Annotated in this window: 8 protein-coding genes and 4 pseudogenes; 3 read left to right on the top strand and 9 right to left on the bottom strand. The window is 71.5% G+C overall.

Translation table 11 applies throughout. The features are described 5' to 3' along the window. From KGS77_RS10130 to KGS77_RS10120, 3 genes are all read right to left on the bottom strand, one after another. Positions 1 to 954 (bottom strand): sugar ABC transporter permease, encoded by a 954-nt coding sequence (locus tag KGS77_RS10130; protein WP_242580383.1) that lies wholly within the window; start codon positions 952 to 954, stop codon positions 1 to 3. Continuing rightward, the gene (locus KGS77_RS10125) at positions 951 to 2,315 is read right to left on the bottom strand and encodes an extracellular solute-binding protein (protein ID WP_242580381.1); all 1,365 of its coding nucleotides are present in this window, start codon (positions 2,313 to 2,315) and stop codon (positions 951 to 953) included. Before KGS77_RS10125 ends, KGS77_RS10130 begins: the two co-directional genes overlap by 4 nt. Before the next feature lie 146 nt (positions 2,316 to 2,461). Further along, positions 2,462 to 3,211 carry a response regulator gene (locus KGS77_RS10120; protein ID WP_242580379.1) on the bottom strand — a complete coding sequence of 250 codons (750 nt, stop codon included), beginning with the start codon at positions 3,209 to 3,211 and terminating at the stop codon, positions 2,462 to 2,464. 108 nt (positions 3,212 to 3,319) lie between these two features. On the opposite strand from KGS77_RS10120, the gene KGS77_RS10115 reads away from it, so the two are divergent. Together KGS77_RS10115 and KGS77_RS10110 are read left to right on the top strand one after the other, a co-directional pair. Next, on the top strand, positions 3,320 to 4,765 hold the full coding sequence (locus KGS77_RS10115; protein ID WP_242580377.1) for a cation:dicarboxylase symporter family transporter: 1,446 nt from the start codon (positions 3,320 to 3,322) through the stop codon (positions 4,763 to 4,765). Positions 4,766 to 4,930: 165 nt separating this feature from the next. Further along, positions 4,931 to 5,326, top strand: a complete 396-nt coding sequence (locus KGS77_RS10110) for a LysE family translocator (protein ID WP_242587399.1) — start codon at positions 4,931 to 4,933, stop codon at positions 5,324 to 5,326. Between the two features lie 84 nt (positions 5,327 to 5,410). Here the strand turns inward: KGS77_RS10110 and glgB are convergent. The 5 genes and pseudogenes from glgB to KGS77_RS10085 form a co-directional block, all read right to left on the bottom strand. Further along, positions 5,411 to 7,582 (bottom strand): annotated as a pseudogene (gene glgB, locus KGS77_RS10105) (1,4-alpha-glucan branching enzyme). Positions 7,583 to 8,359: 777 nt separating this feature from the next. Next, positions 8,360 to 9,973 carry a maltokinase gene (locus tag KGS77_RS10100; protein WP_242580376.1) on the bottom strand — a complete coding sequence of 538 codons (1,614 nt, stop codon included), beginning with the start codon at positions 9,971 to 9,973 and terminating at the stop codon, positions 8,360 to 8,362. 372 nt (positions 9,974 to 10,345) lie between these two features. Continuing rightward, entirely contained in the window at positions 10,346 to 12,046 is a 1,701-nt protein-coding gene (gene treS, locus KGS77_RS10095) for a maltose alpha-D-glucosyltransferase (protein ID WP_242580375.1), read from the bottom strand. After that, a pseudogene (locus KGS77_RS10090) lies at positions 12,043 to 14,045 on the bottom strand (alpha-1,4-glucan--maltose-1-phosphate maltosyltransferase). Before KGS77_RS10090 ends, treS begins: the two are co-directional and overlap by 4 nt. Positions 14,046 to 14,374: 329 nt before the next feature. After that, positions 14,375 to 15,699: pseudogene (locus tag KGS77_RS10085) on the bottom strand (S8 family peptidase). Positions 15,700 to 16,006: 307 nt separating this feature from the next. On the opposite strand from KGS77_RS10085, the gene KGS77_RS10080 reads away from it, so the two are divergent. Further along, on the top strand, positions 16,007 to 18,643 hold the full coding sequence (locus tag KGS77_RS10080) for a glycosyltransferase family 1 protein (protein ID WP_242580374.1): 2,637 nt from the start codon (positions 16,007 to 16,009) through the stop codon (positions 18,641 to 18,643). Positions 18,644 to 18,789: 146 nt separating this feature from the next. On the opposite strand, the pseudogene KGS77_RS10075 reads toward KGS77_RS10080, so the two are convergent. Beyond that, a pseudogene (locus KGS77_RS10075) lies at positions 18,790 to 20,453 on the bottom strand (M4 family metallopeptidase). Positions 20,454 to 20,584: the final 131 nt, after the last annotated feature.

Raw genomic sequence — 20,584 nt, 5'->3', positions numbered from 1 at the left:
TCAGACCTCCTCGCGCATCAGACGCAGATAGACCGCCGAGAACAGGGCGCCCACCACCAGCAGCAGGAGGGCCACCGCCGTGCCGTACCCGATCAGCGACTTCAAGAACGCCTGGTCGTACATGAAGACCGGCAGGGTCTGGCTGCGGTTGCCCGGACCGCCGCGGGTCATGGCCCAGATCAGCCCGAAGACGGAGAGCGTCTGGAGGGTGTTGAGCATGAGGTTGGTGCCGATGGAGCGGCGGATCATGGGGAGCGTGATGTGCCACAGGCGCCGCAGGCCGCCGGCGCCGTCGACCTCGGCGGACTCGGTGACCTCTTTCGGGATGCCGGACAGGGCGGCGGAGTAGACGAGCATCGAGAAGGCGGTGCCGCGCCAGACGTTGGCGAAGGAGACGGCGAGGATGGGCAGGGTGAACATCCAGTTCTGGGCGGGCAGGTGGAGCCATTCCAGGATCGCGTTGAGGGTGCCGCGGCGCTCGAAGAAGGTGTAGAGCAGAAAGCCGGCGACGATCTCGGGGATGACCCAGGCGGCGATCACGACGGCGCCGGTCAGGGCGCGTACGGGCCGGGATGCGCGGCGGATCAGCGCGGCCAGGGCCAGGCCCAGGGTGTTCTGCCCCAGCACGGCGGAGATCAGGGTGAAGACCAGGGTCAGGAAGACGGCGTTGCGGAAGGCGGGGTCGCCGAAGGCGTGCCGGAAGTTCTCCAGGCCGACGAAGGAGGTGGACTCCTGGCCGGTGAGCTGCATGTCGGTGAAGGCGATGTAGACGCAGTAGCCGATGGGCCCGGCGAGGAAGAGGAGCAGGAGGGTGGTCGCCGGGGCCAGTGGGGACCAGCGCAACAGGCCCGTACGCAAGGGGGAGGGGCCGCGGGGACGGCCGGCGGAGCCGCGCGGACGGCGGGACGGGCCGGAGGGGCTGCGGGGACGGCCCGGGGCCGTGGTGCCGGTCATGGCTTGGCGACGGTCCGGCCGTCCACCAGCGTCTTGAGCTGCTCGTCGTAGTCCTTGGCGGCCTTCTGCGGCGAGGCGTCGCCGGCCGTGACGGCTTCCATCGCCTCGCCGATGGCCGCGGACACCTTCGGATAGACCGGCAGCGCCGGGCGGTACCGGCTGATGCCGACCAGGCCGGTGAAGAACTCGATGCCCGGCATGGACTTCAGATAGGCGGGGTCGTTGGCCACGTCCTTACGGACCGCGATCTGCGCGCCCCGGACGCACCACTCCACGGCGTTGGCCTTGGTCTGGAGCTTCTCGATCAGCTTCCAGGCCAGATCGGGCTGCTGGGCCTGCTGCGGTACGGACCAGGTCCAGCCGCCCGCCAGGCTCACCTTCCCCGGCGCCCGGCCCTTCTGCGTGGGGAAGGCGGTACGGCCGAGCGTGGTGGACCACTGCGGCCAGGGTTTGCCGCCGGTCTTCTGCCACTGCTGGCCCAGCCACGAACCGTCGAGGTCGATCGCCAGCTTCTCCTCGGGCAGCAGCTCGGTGGCCACATTGGTCTGGATGTTCGGACTGAGCGCGTCGGAGACGTCCGGGCCGAGCTTCTCGGAGTAGACCGTGTCGATGAAGGCCAGGCTGTCCTTGAAACCCTGGCTGCCGGTGACCCACTTCTTGGTGGCGGGGTCGTAGAGCGGGTCCGTCGACCCGGTGCCGTACAGCAGCATCTCGAAGCCCTGCATCACGGCGGCCTCGCCCGCGCCCTTGCCGGTGAAGACGTTCAGCGGGATGACGCCGGGGACCTTCTTCTTGATCGTACGGGCCGCGGAGAGCACCTCGTCCCAGGTCAGGGGCCGCCAGTCCAGGGGCAGCCCGGCCTTCTTGAAGATGTTCCTGTTGAACCACAGGCCACGGGTGTCGGTGCCGTCCGGGACGCCGTACGTCTTGCCGTCCAAGCCCCTGGCCGCGGCCTTCGCACTCGCCTCGAAACGGTTCCAGTCGGACCACTTGCCCAGGTAGGAGTCCAGCGGGCGCAGCAGTCTCGCCTCGATGTCGGAGTTGATCAGGAAGGTGTCCTCGTAGACCAGGTCGGGGGCGGTCTTCGGGGAGCGCATCATCTGCTGGATCTTGGTGTAGTAGTCGTTCTCCGACGCCTGGATCGGGATGAGCCGGACCTTCTTGCCCGGGTTCTCCTTCTCGAACTGCCCGGCGACCAGCTTGACGTAGTCGTCGCGGAGCGTGACCTTGCTGTTGGTGTCCTTGGGGAAGGCGACCTTGACGGTGTTCCCGTCGCCGCCGGAGCCGGAGCCGCAGGCGGTGAGCGTACCGGCGGCCAGGACGAGGGCGGTGAGAAGCGTCAGCGGGGCGGTGGGGCGCACGGCACGACCTCCAACTAACCACGATGGTCTGCCCGGTGACCGTAAGTCACGAGTAGGGGCAGGTCAATGGGGCCGGTCGAGGGGGCGGGGCCGGGGCCGGGCCGGGCCGGGGCGGGTGAGGGCCCGGTGGCGGGCCCTGGGACGGGTCAGTGCGCCGACCAGCGGTAGCACAACTCGGGGCGTCCGACCTGCCCGTACCGGGGGGCGCGGACGGCCCGTCCGGTCTCGACGAGGTGCTCCAGATAGCGGCGGGCGGTGATCCGGGAGACCCCGACGCCGGCCGCTGCACCGGCGGCCGAGAGCCCGTCGGGGGAGGCCCGCAGCACGTCGGTCACCGCCCGCAGCGTCGCGGCGGTCAGCCCCTTGGGGAGCGAGGCCGGCCGCGGCGCGCGCAGTACGGCGATCGCCCGGTCCACCTCGTCCTGGCCGTCCGCCTCGCCTGTGGTGGCGCGGAAGTCGGCGTAGCGGACGAGGCGGTCGCGCAGGGTGGCGAAGGTGAAGGGCTTGAGTACGTACTGGACCACCCCCAGCGAAACACCCTCCCGTACGGAGGACAGGTCACGCGAAGAGGTGACGGCGATGACGTCCGCGCCGTGCCCACCCGCCCGCAGGGACCGTACGAGCTGGAAGCCGTGCACGTCGGGCAGGAACAGGTCGAGCAGCAGCAGGTCGACGGGGTGCCGGTCGAGGTGGCGGCGGGCGGCGGCCCCGGAGCGGGCCGTACCGGAAAGAGCGAAGCCGGGCACCCGCCCGACGTACAGGGCGTGCGCCGCGGCGGCCACCGGGTCGTCCTCGATCACCAGCACCCGGATCGGGCCGTCCGCGTCGAAGGGCCCGGCCCCGCTCGCGGACCCGTGCCCCGGGTCCTCCTCAAGGTCCTCCCCCGGCGTGCGCATGCGCGACAGTCTGCCCGGTCGCTTTCGCGTGAACGAAATGCACACAAGGGTGACGGGCGCCACAGTGGCGTGCATAGTCGCCGGGACCCGAGAACCGAGGAGACAGCCGTGGCCGCACAGACCCCGCCGTCCGGGGAGAACACCGGGCGCACCGCACCCGTACCGCAGAAACGTGACCGCACCCACTACCTCTACATCGCGGTCATCCTCGCGGTGCTGGCCGGCATCGCCGTGGGCTTCGCCGCCCCCGGCGTGGCCGTCGCCCTGAAGCCGCTGGGCACCGGCTTCGTCAACCTCATCAAGATGATGATCTCGCCGGTGATCTTCTGCACGATCGTGCTGGGCATCGGCTCGGTCCGCAAGGCCGCCAAGGTCGGCGCGGTCGGCGGCCTGGCGCTGGGCTACTTCATGGTGATGTCCACGGTCGCCCTCGCGATCGGCCTGGTGGTCGGCAACCTTCTGGAGCCCGGCTCCGGGCTGCACCTGACCGACGCCCTGCGGCACGCCGGACAGTCCCAGACCGAGGGCGGCGCGAAGTCCACCACCGACTTCCTGCTCGGCATCATCCCCGCCACGCTGGTCTCCGCCCTCACCCACCAAGAAGTGCTCCAGACGCTGCTGGTCGCGCTGCTCGTCGGCTTCGCGCTCCAGACGATGGGCCGGGCCGGGGAGCCCGTACTGCGCGGCATCGGCCACCTCCAGAAGCTGGTCTTCCGGGTGCTGTCGATGATCATGTGGGCGGCGCCGGTCGGAGCCTTCGGCGCGATGGCGGCGGTGGTCGGCGCGACCGGCGTCGACGCGCTCAAGTCGCTGGCCGTCATCATGATCGGCTTCTACCTCACCTGCGCGCTGTTCGTCCTGCTCGTACTCGGCACCCTCCTGCGGCTGGTGGCCCGCATCAACATCTTCAGCCTCCTGAAATACCTCGCCCGCGAGTTCCTGCTGATCCTGTCCACCTCCTCCTCGGAGTCGGCGCTGCCCCGGCTGATCGCCAAGATGGAACACCTGGGCGTCAGCAAACCGGTGGTCGGCATCACCGTCCCCACCGGCTACAGCTTCAACCTCGACGGCACCGCCATCTACCTGACCATGGCCTCCCTGTTCATCGCGGAGGCCATGGGCGACCCGCTGCCGGTCGGCCAGCAGATCTCCCTCCTGCTTTTCATGATCGTCGCCTCGAAGGGCGCGGCGGGCGTGACGGGCGCCGGCTTGGCGACCCTGGCGGGCGGCCTCCAGTCCCACCGTCCCGACCTGGTCGACGGCGTCGGCCTGATCGTCGGCATCGACCGCTTCATGAGCGAGGCCCGGGCCCTGACCAACTTCGCGGGCAACGCGGTGGCAACCATCCTGATCGGCACCTGGACCAAGGAGTTCGACCCCGCCCGAGCCACCCAAGTCCTCACCGGCCGCCTCCCCTTCGACGAACGCACCCTCGTAACGGACGACCACGACAGCCCGACGACACCGGCCGGGGACACCGACACCGAGGACACCGGCACCGGCGGCACCCCCGGCCGCCGCGACGGCGACCCGAAGCAGCCCGCAGGCGTGTAGGAAGCCGGCGCGTTCCGGAGTGCCGGCAGGCCGGTACAAGAGCGAGGCGACTTTCCTGACCTTCGGGCTCGCTGTGCCGGCCACTGAATCCGCTGCGCCGTGCACTGGGCCAGGGGCTACCCCGTAAGCGATCTCCACGTTGCTGCTGGGACGGTGGTCAAGCTCATGGGCGGCGTCTATCTCGTCTGGCTGGGCGTGAGCACGTGGCGTTCGGCGCGCCGGGGCGTCGAGGCGACGGCAGGGGGACGTTGGCGCCTGCCGTGGGCCCGGCTCGGGGGATTCGGGCAGGGGCTGTGGTCCAACGTCCTCAATCCGAAGGCGGCGTCGGTCTACCTGTCGCTGATGCCGCAGTTCCTCACGCCCGACCGCCCCGTCGCGCCGCAGATCGCCGGGCTCGCGGTCGCGCATATGGCCGTCGTGCTGGTGTGGTTGCTGTTCTGGACATCCGTGGTCGCCGCCGCGCGCACGGCGGTGGACACTCCCGGGTTCCGGTGCGGGATGAGCCGCCTGGCGGGAGCCGTGCTGGTCGCCCTGGGGATTCGGACCGCGACCGCGAGTTGAGTACGCCTGCCCGCGGGCCCGCTCGGAAGCCGTACGGAGGGGTACGGGGTTCCGGCGGGCCCGTCGGTGTCGGGGCGGGGTGGGTCAGGACGGGCGGAACCAGACTGTGGCCAGTGGGGGAGGACCGGGGTGATGGAGGTGGGGCGGCCATGGGCGGGGAGGGGATCAGGGGTCAGGGGGGCGGGGTTGGTGACGCCGCTGCCGCCGTAGCGGGTCTCGTCGGTGTTGAGGACTTCCCGCCAGGACGTGATGTGGTCGGGGACCCCGAGCCGGTAGGCGTGCCGTACGACGGGGGAGAAGTTGGAGACCGCGACCAGAGGTGTGCCCTGGGCGTCCAGGCGCAGGAAGGCGAAGACGTTGTCCTCGCTCGCGTCGCCGTCGATCCAGGAGAAGCCGCGCGGGTCGGTGTCGCGCTCCCACAGGGCGGGCGTGGCGGTGTAGACGCCGTTCAGGTCGCGGACCAGGTCGCGTACGCCCCGGTGGTCCGGTTCGGCGGAGTACGAGGGGTCCAGCAGCCACCAGTCGGGGCCGTGGCCCTCCGCCCATTCGGCGCCCTGGGCGAACTCCTGGCCCATGAAGAGGAGTTGCTTGCCCGGGTGCGCCCACATGTAGCCCAGGAACGCGCGGTGGTTGGCGCGCTGCTGCCACCAGTCGCCCGGCATCTTGGACACCAGTGAGCGCTTGCCGTGCACGACCTCGTCGTGCGAGATGGGCAGGACGTAGTTCTCCGAGTAGGCGTAGACCATGGAGAAGGTCATCTCGTTGTGGTGGTACTTGCGGTGTACGGGCTCCTTGGAGACGTAGTCCAGCGAGTCGTGCATCCAGCCCATGTTCCACTTCAGGCCGAAGCCCAGGCCGCCGAAGCCGCCCGGTCCGACGTGGTGGGTGGCGCGGGTGACGCCGTCCCAGGCCGTGGACTCCTCGGCGATGGTCACCACGCCCGGGCAGCGGCGGTAGACGGTGGCGTTCATCTCCTGGAGGAAGCCGACCGCGTCCAGGTTCTCCCGCCCGCCGTGGACGTTGGGCGTCCACTCGCCCGCCTCGCGCGAGTAGTCGAGGTAGAGCATCGAGGCGACGGCGTCCACCCGGAGCCCGTCGATGTGGAACTCCTCGCACCAGTACACGGCGTTGGCCACCAGGAAGTTGCGGACCTCCGTCCGCCCGTAGTCGAACTCCAGGGTGCCCCAGTCCGGGTGCGCGGCCCGCGCCGGGTCCTCGTGCTCGTACAGCGGGCGCCCGTCGAACTCCGCCAGCGCCCAGTCGTCGCGCGGGAAGTGCGCCGGCACCCAGTCCATCAGGACGCCGATCCCGGCCTGGTGCAGCGCGTCGATGAGGAACTTGAAGTCGTCGGGGTGCCCATGCGGGCGGTCGGCGCGTAGAAGCCGGTGACCTGGTAGCCCCAGGAGCCGCCGTAGGGGTGCTCGGCGACCGGCATCAGCTCGACGTGGGTGAAGCCGAGGTCGGCGACGTACGCGGGGAGCTGGGCGGCGAGCTGCCGGTAGGTGAGCCCCGGCCGCCAGGAGCCCAGGTGCACCTCGTAGACGGAGAACGGCGCCTGGTGGACCGGGCGGGTGGCCCGCCGTTCCATCCACGCCTGGTCCTTCCAGCGGTGGTGCGAGGCGTGGACGACGGAGGCGTTGGCGGGCGGGCATTCCGTACGGCGTGCCATCGGGTCGGCCCGCATGGTGCGCGTACCGTCCGGGCGGGTGATCTCGAACTTGTACAGCTCGCCCTCGCCCAGGCCCGGGACGAACAGTTCCCATACGCCCGAGGAGCCCAGCGAGCGCATCGGCAGGCCGGTGCCGTCCCAGTAGTTGAAGTTCCCCACGACCCGCACCCCGAGGGCGTCGGGCGCCCAGACGGTGAAGCGGGTGCCGGTCACCTCCTGGTGGACCATCGGGCGCGCGCCGAGCGCCTGCCACAGCTCCTCGTGGCGACCCTCGCCGAACAGGTGCAGGTCCAGCTCGCCCAGGGCGGGCAGGAAGCGGTACGGGTCGTGCACCGTCAGGGTGTTGTCCTCGTACGTGACGACCAGCTCGTACGCCGGGATCGCGGTCAGCGGCAGCACACCGCCGAAGAGGCCGTCACCCTCGTCGAACAGCTCGACGCGCAGGCCCTCGGCGAGCACCGCGACGGCCTTGGCGTACGGGCGCAGCGCGCGGAAGAGCACACCCTCGGGCAGGGGTGGGCGCCGAGCAGCCCGTGCGGGTCGTGGTGCGCGCCGCTGAGCAGCCGGTCGCGGTCGCCGGGGTTCATGGGGGGCGCGGGGCGTACGCCCGTGGTGCCACCGAAGGAGGGGGGCGGGGCCGGTGCCGTCGCCGCCGGCGCGGGGCGGGCCGCCGGCGGCATGGCGCCGTCACGCTGGGCCGGCGGGCGCTCCGGGTGGGCGGCGGGCGCGGTCCCGGGAGCCGGTTCGGCGGGGGCCGTGGGCTCGGCGCGGGGGGCGGGTTCGGTGCGCGTGGCGGGTTCGGTGCGGGGGCTCGGTTCGGCACGGGTGGCCGGTTCGGCGCGCGTGGCCGGCTCGGCCCGGGAGGCGGAGTCGGCCGGGGCGGCGGGCTCGTACGCCTCGGCGCCGGCGCCCGGCAGGAACGTCGCCGGTACGCCGGACACCCGGGGCACCGCCTCCCATGAGGCGGTGCTCCGTGGAGCCGGCTCCTGGGGAGCTGCTTCGCGCGCGGGCGCGGATTCGGAAGAGGGACGGCGGGACGGCGGACGGGCGGTCACGGGAGAAGCCTCCTCGGCGGGGCGTCGGTGGGGCCGGAGCCGGTGCCGGTGACAAGGACGGTGACGGTGGCGGCGCCGGCAGGGGGGTACGGACAGATGGGGGCGGGTACGCCCGTGCCGCGCTCTTCGGGCGGGCACACGGGTACGGGCGTTCCGCGGGGAGGCGCGGCACGTACCGGCACGGAACCTACTGCCTCGAGACGGCCGAGCGGGATGGATATGGGCACGGCGCTTACCGGCACGGCGCGTACGGGCCGGGCGCGCGCCGGCGGCGTACGCCGCGTACGCCGTCGGACACGGACGAGTGGTTCACGCGAGGCCATCGAGCGCGTCCCTGTCCGCGACCGTGTCCCCGTCCGCGCCCCGGCCCGGCTCCGCGCCCGCCAGCCGCCGTACCGCGGCCATCGGGACCGGTAGCCAGTCGGGCCGGTGCCGTGCCTCGTAGAGGACTTCGTAGACCGCCTTGTCGGTCTCGTACGCCCGCATCAGCTCGGGCGCGGAGCGCGGGTCGAGCCCGCCGGCCTCCGCGTAACCGAGGCAGAACGCGGCCCGTGCCCGCCGGGCCCACTCCAGCGACCAGGCGTCCCCGCCGGCCGGGCCGCTGCGTGCCGCGTAGTCGAAGGAGCGCAGCATCCCCGCGACGTCGCGCACGGCCGGCTGCGGACGGCGCCGCTCGGCCAGCGGCCTGGTCGGCTCGCCCTCGAAGTCGATCAGCGACCAGCGGCCCTCGTCGGCCGAGCGCAGGGTCTGGCCCAGGTGCAGATCGCCGTGGACGCGCTGCGCGGTCCAGGAGCGGCCGTCGTGGCCCAGCGCGGCCAGCTCGTCGAAGGCGGTGCGCAGCCGAGCGCAGTAGGGGCGCAGCGCGGGTACGGCCTGGGCGGTGTACTCCAGCCGTTCGTTCATGCCGGCGGCGATCACGTCGAGTTGGGGGCGCCGCAGCTCCACGGTGGGCAGTGCCTCGGCCAGCGCGATGTGCACCTCGGCGGTGGCGTGTCCCAGCGCCCGGGCCGGACCGGTGAAGTCGGCCCGTACCGCCAGCGCGTTCAGGGCGAGCTGCCAGCCGTCGGCGGAGCCCTGGAGGAAGGGCTGGAGCACTCCCAGTGTGGTGGGTTCGCGGTCCGGCGCGTCCGCGCCCGCCGCCGGGCCGATGACGGTGGCGTGGTCCGGGCCGGTCCCGGTGACGCCACCGGGCCCGGTGCCCGCCCCGCCGATGACCGGCGGCCCTTCGCACGCCTGGGCCTCGAACCAGGCGGCGGGCGCCGGCACCCGTGAGCACTTGACGCGGGCCAGCGCCAGCGGCAGTTCCAGGTCCGGGTTCAGGCCGGGCGCGGTGCGCCGGAACACCTTGAGGATGTAGGAATCGCCGTACACCACCGAGGAGTTGGACTGCTCGGCGGTGACCGGGCGGGCGGGCATGCCGGAGGAGATCGTGGTGCCCGCCTCGCGCTGGAACCGCAGCGCCCCGAGCCGTCCGGGCACCCGCAGCCGCTCCAGCAGCAGTGCGCACAGCCGGGCGTCCAGCAGCGCGTCGTACACCGTACGGCCGTTCAGCGGGCCACCGCTGGGGCGCCCGACCACGGCGGGCGCGAGCTGCGGGGGGAGCGCGCTGTGCACCCCCAGCAGGAGCTGGTAGCAGTCGGCGGTGCCGGGCTGCTGCGCCGTGCTGCCGGGCTGCCGGGCCCGTACGAGCAGGTGGAGCAGCCCGGGTGTGGCGCCGCCCGCGCCGCACGGCAGCAGTTCGGTCGCCGAGACCAGCTCGAAGCCCGCGATCGGCCGTCCTTTCCCCGCGAACCAGCGCTGGCGTGGCATCCATTCGCCCAGCAGCGGCACGAGCGAGGACAGCAGGGCGGGGGCGGTGGCCGTCAGCCGGTCAGGGGTGCTTCGGGTGGTTGGGGTGGCACGGGTCGAGGCGGTATCCGACATGGCGTCGCGTCCTTTCCCCGGGCACACGACAGGTAGGGCAAAGTGTCCCGGAATGCGGCCTTGACTGTGCGGCGGTACGGGACGTGTCGGGCGAGGATCGTCCGTACGGCAGCGGCGCCCCCGGCGTGTGCCACGGACGGCGCGGACGCGGCGATGGCTCACCCGGCCCGTGCGGTAGTAGGGAGAGTGCCCATGGGGGCGGTCGGAAAACGCCCGGGAGCGCCGCGCGGCGGGCATCCGGACGGATATTTTCCGCCCCGGAATCCGGGCGCCCGCGCGCCCGTACGTCCCTGCCCGCGTGCCCGTACCCGCGCCCGGGCCCGCGCGCCCGCGTACGGTCCGGGCACGCGCCGCGCCCCGTACGGTCCGGGCTCAGACCACCCCCCGCCGCAGCCGGAACCAGTAGAACCCGTGCCCGGCGAGGGTGAGCAGATAGGGCCACTCGCCGATGGCCGGGAAGCGCACCCCGCCGATCAGCTCGACCGGATGGCGGCCGTTGAAGGTCCGCAGGTCCAGTTCCGTGGGCTGGGCGAAGCGGGAGAAATTGTGCACGCACAGCACGAGGTCGTCCTGGTACTCCCGCAGAAAGGCCAGAACCGCCGGGTTGGACGAGGGGAGTTCGGTGTAGGTGCCCAGGCCGAAGGCGGGATTCTGCTTACGGATCTCGATCATCCGGCGGGTCCAGTGGAGCAGCGAGGCGGGGCTGCTCATCGCCGCTTCGACATTGGTGACCTGATAGCCGTAGACCGGGTCCATGATGGTCGGCAGGAAGAGCCGCCCGGGGTCGCAGGAGGAGAATCCGGCGTTGCGGTCCGGCGTCCACTGCATCGGCGTACGGACCGCGTCCCGGTCGCCGAGCCAGATGTTGTCGCCCATGCCGATCTCGTCGCCGTAATACAGGATCGGTGAGCCGGGCAGCGAGAGCAGCAGCGCGGTGAACAGCTCGATCTGATTGCGGTCGTTGTCCAGGAGCGGGGCCAGCCGGCGCCGGATGCCGATGTTCGCGCGCATCCGCGGGTCCTTGGCGTACTCCGCGTACATGTAGTCGCGCTCTTCGTCCGTGACCATTTCGAGGGTCAGCTCGTCGTGGTTGCGCAGGAAGATGCCCCACTGGCAGTTGGAGGGGATCTCCGGGGTCTTGGCGAGGATTTCGGAGACGGGGTAGCGGGATTCCCGGCGCACGGCCATGAAGATGCGCGGCATGACCGGGAAGTGGAACGCCATGTGGCACTCGTCGCCCCCGACGCTGTAGTCGCCGAAGTAGTCCACGACGTCCTCCGGCCACTGATTGGCCTCGGCCAGCAGGACGGTGTCCGGGTAATGCGCGTCGATCTCGGCGCGTACGTGCTTGAGGAAGGCGTGCGAGGCGGGCAGGTTCTCGCAGTTGGTGCCCTCCTCGGCATAGAGATAGGGCACCGCGTCGAGCCGGAACCCGTCGATGCCCAGGTCGAGCCAGAAGCGCAGGGCGGAGAGCATCTCCTCCTGCACCGCCGGATTCTCGTAATTGAGATCGGGCTGGTGGGAGAAGAAGCGGTGCCAGAAATACTGCTTGCGCACCGGGTCGAAGGTCCAGTTGGACGCCTCGGTGTCGACGAAGATGATGCGCGCGTCCTGGTACTGCTTGTCGTCGTCCGCCCAGACGTAGTAATCGCCGTACGGCCCGTGGGGGTCGGTGCGCGACTCCTGGAACCACGGGTGCTGGTCGCTGGTGTGGTTCATGACGAAATCGATGATGACCCGCATCCCGCGCTGGTGCGCGGCGTCCACGAATTCCACGAAGTCGGCCAGGTCGCCGAACTCGGGCAGGACGGCCGTGTAGTCCGAGACGTCGTAACCGCCGTCCCGCAGCGGCGACTTGAAGAAGGGCGGCAGCCACAGGCAGTCCACGCCCAGCCACTGCAGATAGTCCAGCTTGGCCGTGATGCCTTTCAGGTCGCCGACGCCGTCGCCGTTGCTGTCCTGGAACGAGCGCACCAGGACTTCGTAGAAGACAGCCCGTTTGAACCAGTCGGGATCACGGTCCTGTGCCGGGGTGTCCTCGAATTTGTCCGGGACGGGCTCATTGACGATCAATTGGGTGACCCTCCGATCGGTGAGGACGGTCGCAGAGACAGCACGTGCGCGGGCGCGAGGGAACGACCCGGCTCAAGGCGCACATAGTTGTCTCTGCCCCAGTGGTAGGTCTCGCCGGTGAGCTCGTCGCGCACCGGGAAGGACTCGAGCCGTTCGAGGCCGAGTGCCGGCATGTCCAACGAGACCGTCGCCTCGTGGGTGTGGTGCGGGTCGAGGTTGACGATCGTCAGGATGGTGTCGGCTCCGGCACCGTCACCGTCCCGCTTGGAGTAGGCCAGGACCGCGTCGTTGTCGGCGTGGTGAAAACGGAGTGTACGGAGCTGCTGGAGCGCCGGGTGCCGGCGGCGCAGCCGGTTCAGTGTGGTGATGAGCGGTGCGATCGTACGTCCCTCGCGGGCCGCTGTCTCCCAATCGCGTGGCTTGAGTTGATACTTTTCCGAGTCGAGGTACTCCTCGCTCCCACTTCGTACGGGAGTCGACTCGCACAACTCGTATCCGGCGTAGACGCCCCACGTCGGCGAGAGGGTGGCGGCCAGGACGGCACGTACTTCAAAGGCGGTGCGCCCTCCCTCTTGCAGATAGGCGTGCAGGATGTCCGGGGTATTCACGAAGAAGTTCGGCCGCATGTACGAGGCCGCCTCGCCGGAGAGTTCGGTCAGGTATTCCGTCAGCTCGTGCTTGGTGTTGCGCCAGGTGAAGTACGTATAGGACTGCTGGAAGCCGACCTGCGCCAGGGTGTGCATCATCGCGGGCCGGGTGAACGCCTCGGCCAGGAAGATGACGTCCGGGTCGGTGCGGTTGATGTCCGAGATGACCTTTTCCCAGAAGAGCACCGGCTTGGTGTGCGGATTGTCGACGCGGAAGATGCGGATGCCGCGCGCCATCCAGAAACGCAACACCCGTTCGGTCTCCCGCACCAGGCCCCGGAAGTCGGTGTCGAAGGCGATCGGGTAGATGTCCTGGTACTTCTTCGGGGGTTCTCGGCGTAGGCGATGGTGCCGTCGGCGCGGTGGTGGAACCAATCGGGGTGCTTTTCCACCCACGGGTGGTCGGGGGAGCACTGGAGTGCAAAATCCAGCGCCACCTCCATCCGCAGATCACCGGCCGTACGCACGAAGTCGTCGAAGTCGGCGAAGGTGCCCAGCGCCGGGTCCAGGGCGTCGTGGCCGCCGTCGGGCGAGCCGATGGCCCAGGGGCAGCCCACGTCGTAGGGCCCCGCCGACAGTGAGTTGTTGGGGCCCTTGCGGTAGGAGGTGCCGATGGGGTGGACGGGCGGCAGGTAGACGACGTCGAAGCCCATCGCGGCGATGGCGGGCAGCCGCTCGGCGGCCGTACGCAGCGTGCCGGGCACCGGCGGTTTGCCCTCCTCGACCACCGCGCCCTCCGAGCGCGGGAAGAACTCGTACCACGACCCGTACAGCGCGCGCCGGCGCTCGACCAGCAGCGGCGCCGGGCGGGAGGCGGTGACCAGCTCGCGCAGCGGATGGCGGTCCAGGGCCTCGGTGACCTCGGGCGCCAGCGCCGCGGCCAGCCGGGTGGCGGCGGGCAACTGCTCGTCGCGCAGCACGTCCACGGCGCCCAGCACCGCCTCGCGGCCCTCGCTCTTGGGCACCCCCGCGGCGGCCCGCTCGTGCAGGGCCGCGCCCTCGGCCAGGACCAGGGCGGTGTCCAGACCGGCCGGGATCTTGATGCGGGCATGGTGGCGCCAGGTCGCGACCGGGTCCGACCACGCCTCGACCGCGTACGTCCAGCGGCCCTCGACGTCGGGCGTGACATCGGCGCCCCACCGGTCCGTCCCGGGCGCCAGCTCGCGCATCGGCGTCCAGGGGCCGCAGCGCCCGGAGGGATCCCGCAGCACGACGTTGGCGGCGACCGCGTCGTGCCCTTCTCTGAAGACGGTGGCCGACACTTCGAACGTCTCGCCCACCACCGCCTTGGCCGGGCGGCGCCCGCAGTCGATCAGCGGGCGGAGGTCCAGGACAGGGATGCGACCGATCATGGGATCACCATAGGTTTGAGGTGCTTCGCCGATTTTTGTCCTTTGTATCCGCTCCGTGGTAGGGGGACGCGGTGCGGGCATGGGCGCTCCTGTCCGCTTTCACTCGGTTGGGGGCGGTGGGCGATGGGCCGTGGTCGTCGGGTGGTGGCGTGGGCTGCGGTGGTGCGGAGATACGACGGCACGGAGGTACGCAGATACCGGGGGAGCCTTCCCAGGGTGTACGGGCGGGCAACCCGATGACGTTCACCTGCTCCCGGCCACCGGCAGCGGCCACCGACGACGGGGCCGGCCCCGCCCCCAGGCAGGACCGGCCCGGCTCCGGCCGGTGGTCACCACCCTGTGGGGACCTGGAGCAACGTCGTCGGCGAGCCGCGGCCCGCACCCTTGATCCGGTTCGGTGCCGCCCGGGTGGCCAGCGCGTCCCGCACCTCCTTGGGTCCCGCCTTCCGGTGCCCTGCCAGATACAGCGCGGCGGCGCCGGCGGCGTGCGGAGCGGCCATCGACGTACCGGAAAGGGTCCGCCTGGCCTTGTCACCCGAGTTCCACGCGGAAGTGATGCCCACACCTGGGGCGAACAGGTCCAGGGCTGGTCCCCAGTTGGAGAAGGGAGCCCGGCGGTCCCCGGAGTCGCTCGCGCCGACCGTGACCACCTCTTTCACCCGGGCGGGGGAGCCCGCGCCGGCCGGGCCGCCTCCGTTGCCCGCCGCGACCGTGAAGGTCACCCCCGCGGCGACGGCGTTGCGCACCGCCCGGTCCAGTTGCGGGTCCGCCGCGGTGCCCAGGCTCAGGTTCGCCACCGCCGGGCGCCGGGCGTGCCGGGCCACCCAGTCGATGCCGGCGATCACCTGCGCGACCGTGCCCGTGCCCCGGTTGTCCAGCACCCGCACCGCCACGACCCGGGCCTGCTTGGCCACGCCGTAGGCACGGCCGGCGACGGTGGCGGCCACATGCGTCCCGTGCCCGTTGCCGTCCCGCGCGTCCCGGTCGTCGTCCACGAAGTCCCAGCCGCTGGTGGCCCGGCCGCCGAAGTCCCGGTGCGTGGTGCGTACGCCGGTGTCGATCACGTACACGGTGACGCCCTTGCCGGCGGACTTCGGCCAGGTGTACGAGCGGTCCAGCGGCAGGTTCCGGCGGTCGAGCCGGTCCAGGCCCCAGGACGGGGGTTGCGCTGCGTACGGGACGGGGGTCGGGCGGCGGCGGACCGGTCCCAGGAGTGGGCCCGGTCTGCGGCGTCGGCCCGAGGCGCGGCATGGGCCCGGGGTGAGGCGGTGGCCCAGGTCCGGTCCAGCGAGACCGCCTGATCCCGTGCCACCGACGCCACCGCCGGATCCGCGGCCAGCCGCCGGGCCTGGTCCGGACGCGCGCTGACCGCGTAACCGTTGACGGCCGTGGTGTACAGGCGGCTGATCCGCGCCCCGTAGGCGGCGGCCAGCCGCCGGCCCTCCCGGGACGGTGCCGCGATCCCCCCTGGCCCGCTCTTGAGCGTGACGATGTAGCTGCCGCGTACCGTGCCGGGCGCCTCCTCGCCCAGGACGGTCCCCTGGCGTGGGGCGGCGTACGCCGGCAGGGTGACGGCGGTCAGGGCCGCCGCGGTGACGGCGCCGACGGCCGGGAGCGTCCGTCGGCGGCGGGTGCGTATGCGGGTACCAGCCATGAATGGAGTTCCCCTCCTCAACTCAGGCGGCGCGCCGCGGAACCGGGCGCGGCGGCCGGCCCCCGCCCCGCCCCGGTCGGCGCCGTACCGCAGCCTCTCGTCGCACACGAGTCCGTACAAGAGCGCACGGCGGGGCGGAATCGGCCATATCGTCCGCGCAGACCGTGCGGCACCGCGGCGCGGCCGAACCCGTACGCGTACGTCGTGTACGCCGCATACGCCACCGGCACCACCGGCGCGGGTGGTTGCCGACCGGATTCCGTGGGAATGGAGGGAGAGAACGGGTACCCGGCGCTACCGTCGAAGCGTGAAGGCCATTCGTCGGTTCACCGTGCGCCCCGTCCTCCCCGAGCCCCTGCGACCGCTGAGCGATCTGGCGCGCAATCTGCGCTGGTCCTGGCACCCCGAGACCCGTGACCTCTTCCAGGCCGTCGCCCCCGAGGAGTGGCAGCGCTGCGGCGGCGACCCCGTACGGCTTCTGGGCAACGTCTCGGCCGAGCGGCTCACCGAGCTGGCCGAGGACCGCAGATTCCTGCGCCGGCTGACCGCCGCCGCCGACGACCTGCACGACTATCTGGCCGGCCGGCGCTGGTACCAGACCGCCCCGCAGGCCGAACTGCCCGCCGCTATCGCCTACTTCTCACCCGAGTTCGGCATCACGGCCGCACTGCCCCAGTACTCCGGGGGCCTGGGCATCCTCGCCGGCGACCACCTCAAGGCCGCCAGCGACCTGGGCGTACCGATGATCGGCGTCGGGCTGCTCTACCGGCACGGCTACTTCCGCCAGTCGCTCTCCCGCGAGGGCTGGCAGCAGGAGCACTACCCCGTCCTGGACCCCAACGAGCTGCCGCTGGAGCTGCTGCGGGAGGGTGACGGCACACCCGCCCAGGTCGCCATCGCGCTGCCCGCGGGCCGGCGGCTGCGCTCGTACGTCTGGCAGGCGCGGGTGGGACGCGTACCGCTGCTGCTCCTGGACTCCGACGTGGAGGAGAACGCCCCCGGCGAGCGGGACGTCACCGACCGGCTCTACGGCGGCGGCAGCGAGCACCGCCTCCTCCAGGAGATGCTGCTGGGCATCGGCGGGGTACGGGCCGTACGGACGTACTGCCGGCTGACCGGGCACCCCGAGCCCGAGGTCTTCCACACCAACGAGGGACACGCCGGTTTCCTGGGCCTGGAACGCATCCGCGAGCTGACCGGTGCCGGCGGCCTGGAGTTCGACGGGGCGCTGGAGACCGTACGGGCCGGTACGGTCTTCACCACCCACACCCCGGTCCCGGCGGGCATCGACCGCTTCGACCGCGAACTGGTCGCCCGGCACTTCGGCGACGACGGCGAGCTGCCGGGCGTGGACGTCGAACGCGTCCTGGCCCTGGGCATGGAGACCTACCCGCAGGGCGAACCGAACCTGTTCAACATGGCGGTCATGGGTCTGCGCCTGGCCCAGCGCGCCAACGGCGTCTCCACCCTGCACGGCCAGGTCAGCCGGGAGATGTTCGCCGGACTGTGGCCGGGCTTCGACCCCGAGGAGGTGCCGATCATCTCCGTGACCAACGGGGTGCACGCGCCGACCTGGGTCGCGCCGGAGGTCTTCCGGCTCGGCGCCCGGCAGATCGGCGCCGGGCGCACGGAGGACGCGCTGTCGGTCGGCGACTCCCGGCGCTGGTCCGCCGTCGCCGAGATCCCCGACGCCGCCGTGTGGGATCTGCGCCGGGTGCTGCGCGAACAGCTCGTCGAAGAGGTACGGCGCCGGCTGCGCGACTCCTGGCGCCAGCGCGGGGCGGGCGCCGCCGAGCTGGGCTGGATCGACGGCGCGCTGGACCCGGACGTCCTGACCATCGGTTTCGCCCGCCGGGTCCCCTCCTACAAGCGCCTGACCCTCATGCTGCGCGACCGCGACCGCCTGATGGACCTGCTGCTGCACCCCGAACGGCCCATCCAGATCGTGGTGGCGGGCAAGGCCCACCCCGCCGACGACAGCGGCAAACGGCTCGTGCAGGACCTGGTGCGCTTCGCCGACGACCCGCGCGTACGCCACCGCATCGTCTTCCTCCCCGACTACGGCATGGCCATGGCGCAGAAGCTCTACCCCGGCTGCGACGTCTGGCTCAACAACCCCCTGCGTCCCCTGGAGGCGTGCGGCACCTCCGGCATGAAGGCCGCGCTCAACGGCTGTCTGAACCTCTCGGTCCTGGACGGCTGGTGGGACGAGTGGTACGAACCCGACTTCGGCTGGTCCATCCCCACCGCCGACGGCTCCGCCATCGACGAGCACCGGCGCGACGAGCTGGAGGCAGGCGCCCTGTACGACCTCCTGGAGGCCCGGGTCGCCCCCCGCTTCTACGACCGTGACGCCACCGGTATCCCGCAGCGCTGGGTCGAGATGGTCCGCCAGACGCTGGTCACCCTGGGACCGAAGGTGCTGGCGGGACGCATGGTGCGCGAGTACGTGGAACGGCTGTACGCCCCCGCCGCCCGCGCCCAGCGCGTGCTGACCCCCGAGGTGGCCGGCGAACTGGCCCGCTGGAAGGCCCGCGTCCGCGCCGCCTGGCCCCAGGTCACCGTCGACCACGTCGAGACCGGCGTCCCCACCGCCCCCGCCAACGGCAGCGCCGAACTGGGCGCCACCCTCGCCCTGCGGGTCCGCGTCGCCCTGGGTGACCTGCTCCCCGACGACGTCGAGGTCCAGGTCGTCTCCGGCCGGGTGGACGAGTCCGACCGCATCACCGACGCCACCACCATCGCCCTCAAACCCACCGGCGGACCCGACCTGGAAGGCCGCCGCCTCTACGAGGGTCCCCTCGCCCTGGACCGCACCGGCTCCTTCGGCTACACCGTCCGCATCCTGCCCGCCCACCCCCTCCTCACCCATCCCGCCGACCTCGGCCTCCTCGCCGTCCCCTCCGAATCCACCAGCGAAGCCGCCGGCGTCCTGATGCGCTGACCCCGGCCGGCGCTCCGTCCCCGTCGGGTGCGGGTGCGGGCGCAGGGAAAATGACGGTTCAAGGAAAGGCGTCCCCCGCAAGGCCGTTGATGCCTTGCGGGGGACGCCCTGGGGTGGTGCACGTCACCCCGTCCCGGTCGGGTGGGTTACTTGACGGCTACGCCGGTCCAGGCGGACTCCACGCCCTTGACCTCGGCGCTGTCGGCGCCGTAGAGGTCGGTGGCGGCCTTGACGGTGGCCTCGCGGGCGGCCTTGTAGTCGGTGTTGGAGGTCATGTAGGTCGTCAGGGCCTTGAACCAGATCTTCTCGGCCTTGTCGCGGCCGATGCCGGTGACCTTGGAGCCGTCGGCGGTGGGGCTGTCGTACTTCACGCCGCCGATCTCCTTGGCACCGCTGCCTTCGGAGAGGAGGTAGAAGAAGTGGTTGGCGACGCCCGAGGAGTAGTGCGGGTCCAGGCCACCGGTCTTGGAGTCCCAGTTGTCCTGGGACTGGCCGTCCTTGCTGGGCTTGTCCATGTAACGCAGCGGGGTGCCGTCGCCGTTGATGTCGATCTTCTCGCCGATGAGGTAGTCACCGGGGTCGGTGGCGTTCTTGGCGTGGAACTCCACGGCGGTGCCGAAGATGTCGGAGGTGGCCTCGTTGAGGCCGCCCGACTCGCCGCTGTAGGTGAGGTTGGCGGTGGCGGAGGTGACGCCGTGGGTCATCTCGTGGGCCGCGACGTCCAGGGCGGTCAGCGGGTGCTTGTTGCCCTGGCCGTCGCCGTACGTCATGCAGAAGCAGTCGTCCGACCAGAAGGCGTTGACGTAGTTGTTGCCGTAGTGGACGCGGCTGTAGGCGGCCTTGCCGTCGCCCTTGATGCCGCTGCGGCCGTGCACGTTCTTGTAGTAGTCCCAGGTCTGCGCCGCGCCGTAGTGGGCGTCCACGGCGGCGGTCTGCGGGTCGTCGGCCTTGCCGTTGCCCCACTTGTCGTCCTCGTCGGAGAACGCCTTGCCGTCACCGGACTCGCCGTTGGCCAGGTTGGTGGTCTTGTGGCCGCCGCGCTCGCCGTCGGTCAGGGTGAAGCCGTTGCCCTCCTTGGAGGTGCTCAGCTCGACGCTGCCGCTGTACTCGCTCTCGCCCTTGCCGGTGTGCACGGCGTCGTACTGGAAGAGCTTCTTGCCGCTGGTCGCGTCGGTGATGACGTGCAACTTGCTGGGGGTGCCGTCCTTCTTGACGCTTTCCACGACGGTCTCGTACGCCAGGACGGGCGTGCCGGAGGCGGCCCAGACCACCTTGCGGGGCTGGTTGGCGTCGGCCTTCTTCGCGCCGAGGGTCTTGACCGCGGTGCCCTGGGCGGACTGTGCGGCGGCCTTCGGGGCGATTCTCGCCTGGGTGGAGGCCACCTTGACGGCTGCCTTGACGGCCTTGGTGGTGCTCTTGACCGTGCCGTTCTTCGCGCGGTGGACGATCATGTCGCCGCCCAGGACGGGCAGTCCGGCGTAGGTGCGCTCGTAGCGGGTGTGGGTGGTGCCGTCGGCGTCCTTGACGACGTCCTTGACGACCAGTTTCTCCTTCGCGTCCAGGCCCAGCTCCTGGGCGGCGCGCGCCTTGGTGGCGTCGGCGTCGCGCAGCAGCTCGGCGCGGTGCGAGGCGGTGAGCTTGAGCGGGGTGGCGCCCTGGGCGGCGGCCTGTGGGGTGGCCTGGGCGGGGCTGGGGACGCGCCCGCGGTGCCGGCGGTGACGCCGGCGGCGACCAGGGCCGCGGCGGCGATCAGGGAGCCGGTGATGCGGGTCTTGCGGGAAAAGCGGCGGTTCGAGACGTGACGGGGTATGTGGGGGGTCACGCGTACTCCTTCTACTTTGCCAATGACGTGGGGGTGCAAAGCGGTGCGGGTGTGACGTGCGTGGGGGACATTGCCAGTTGAGCGCGTTCATGTCAGGACCATGTCCGCAGGTTGGCTGG

This window comes from Streptomyces sp. MST-110588 (genome assembly GCF_022695595.1).
Lineage (GTDB): Bacteria > Actinomycetota > Actinomycetes > Streptomycetales > Streptomycetaceae > Streptomyces.
Note: the sequence above shows the minus strand (reverse complement) of the source record. Positions and strands in the feature narration are given on the sequence as shown.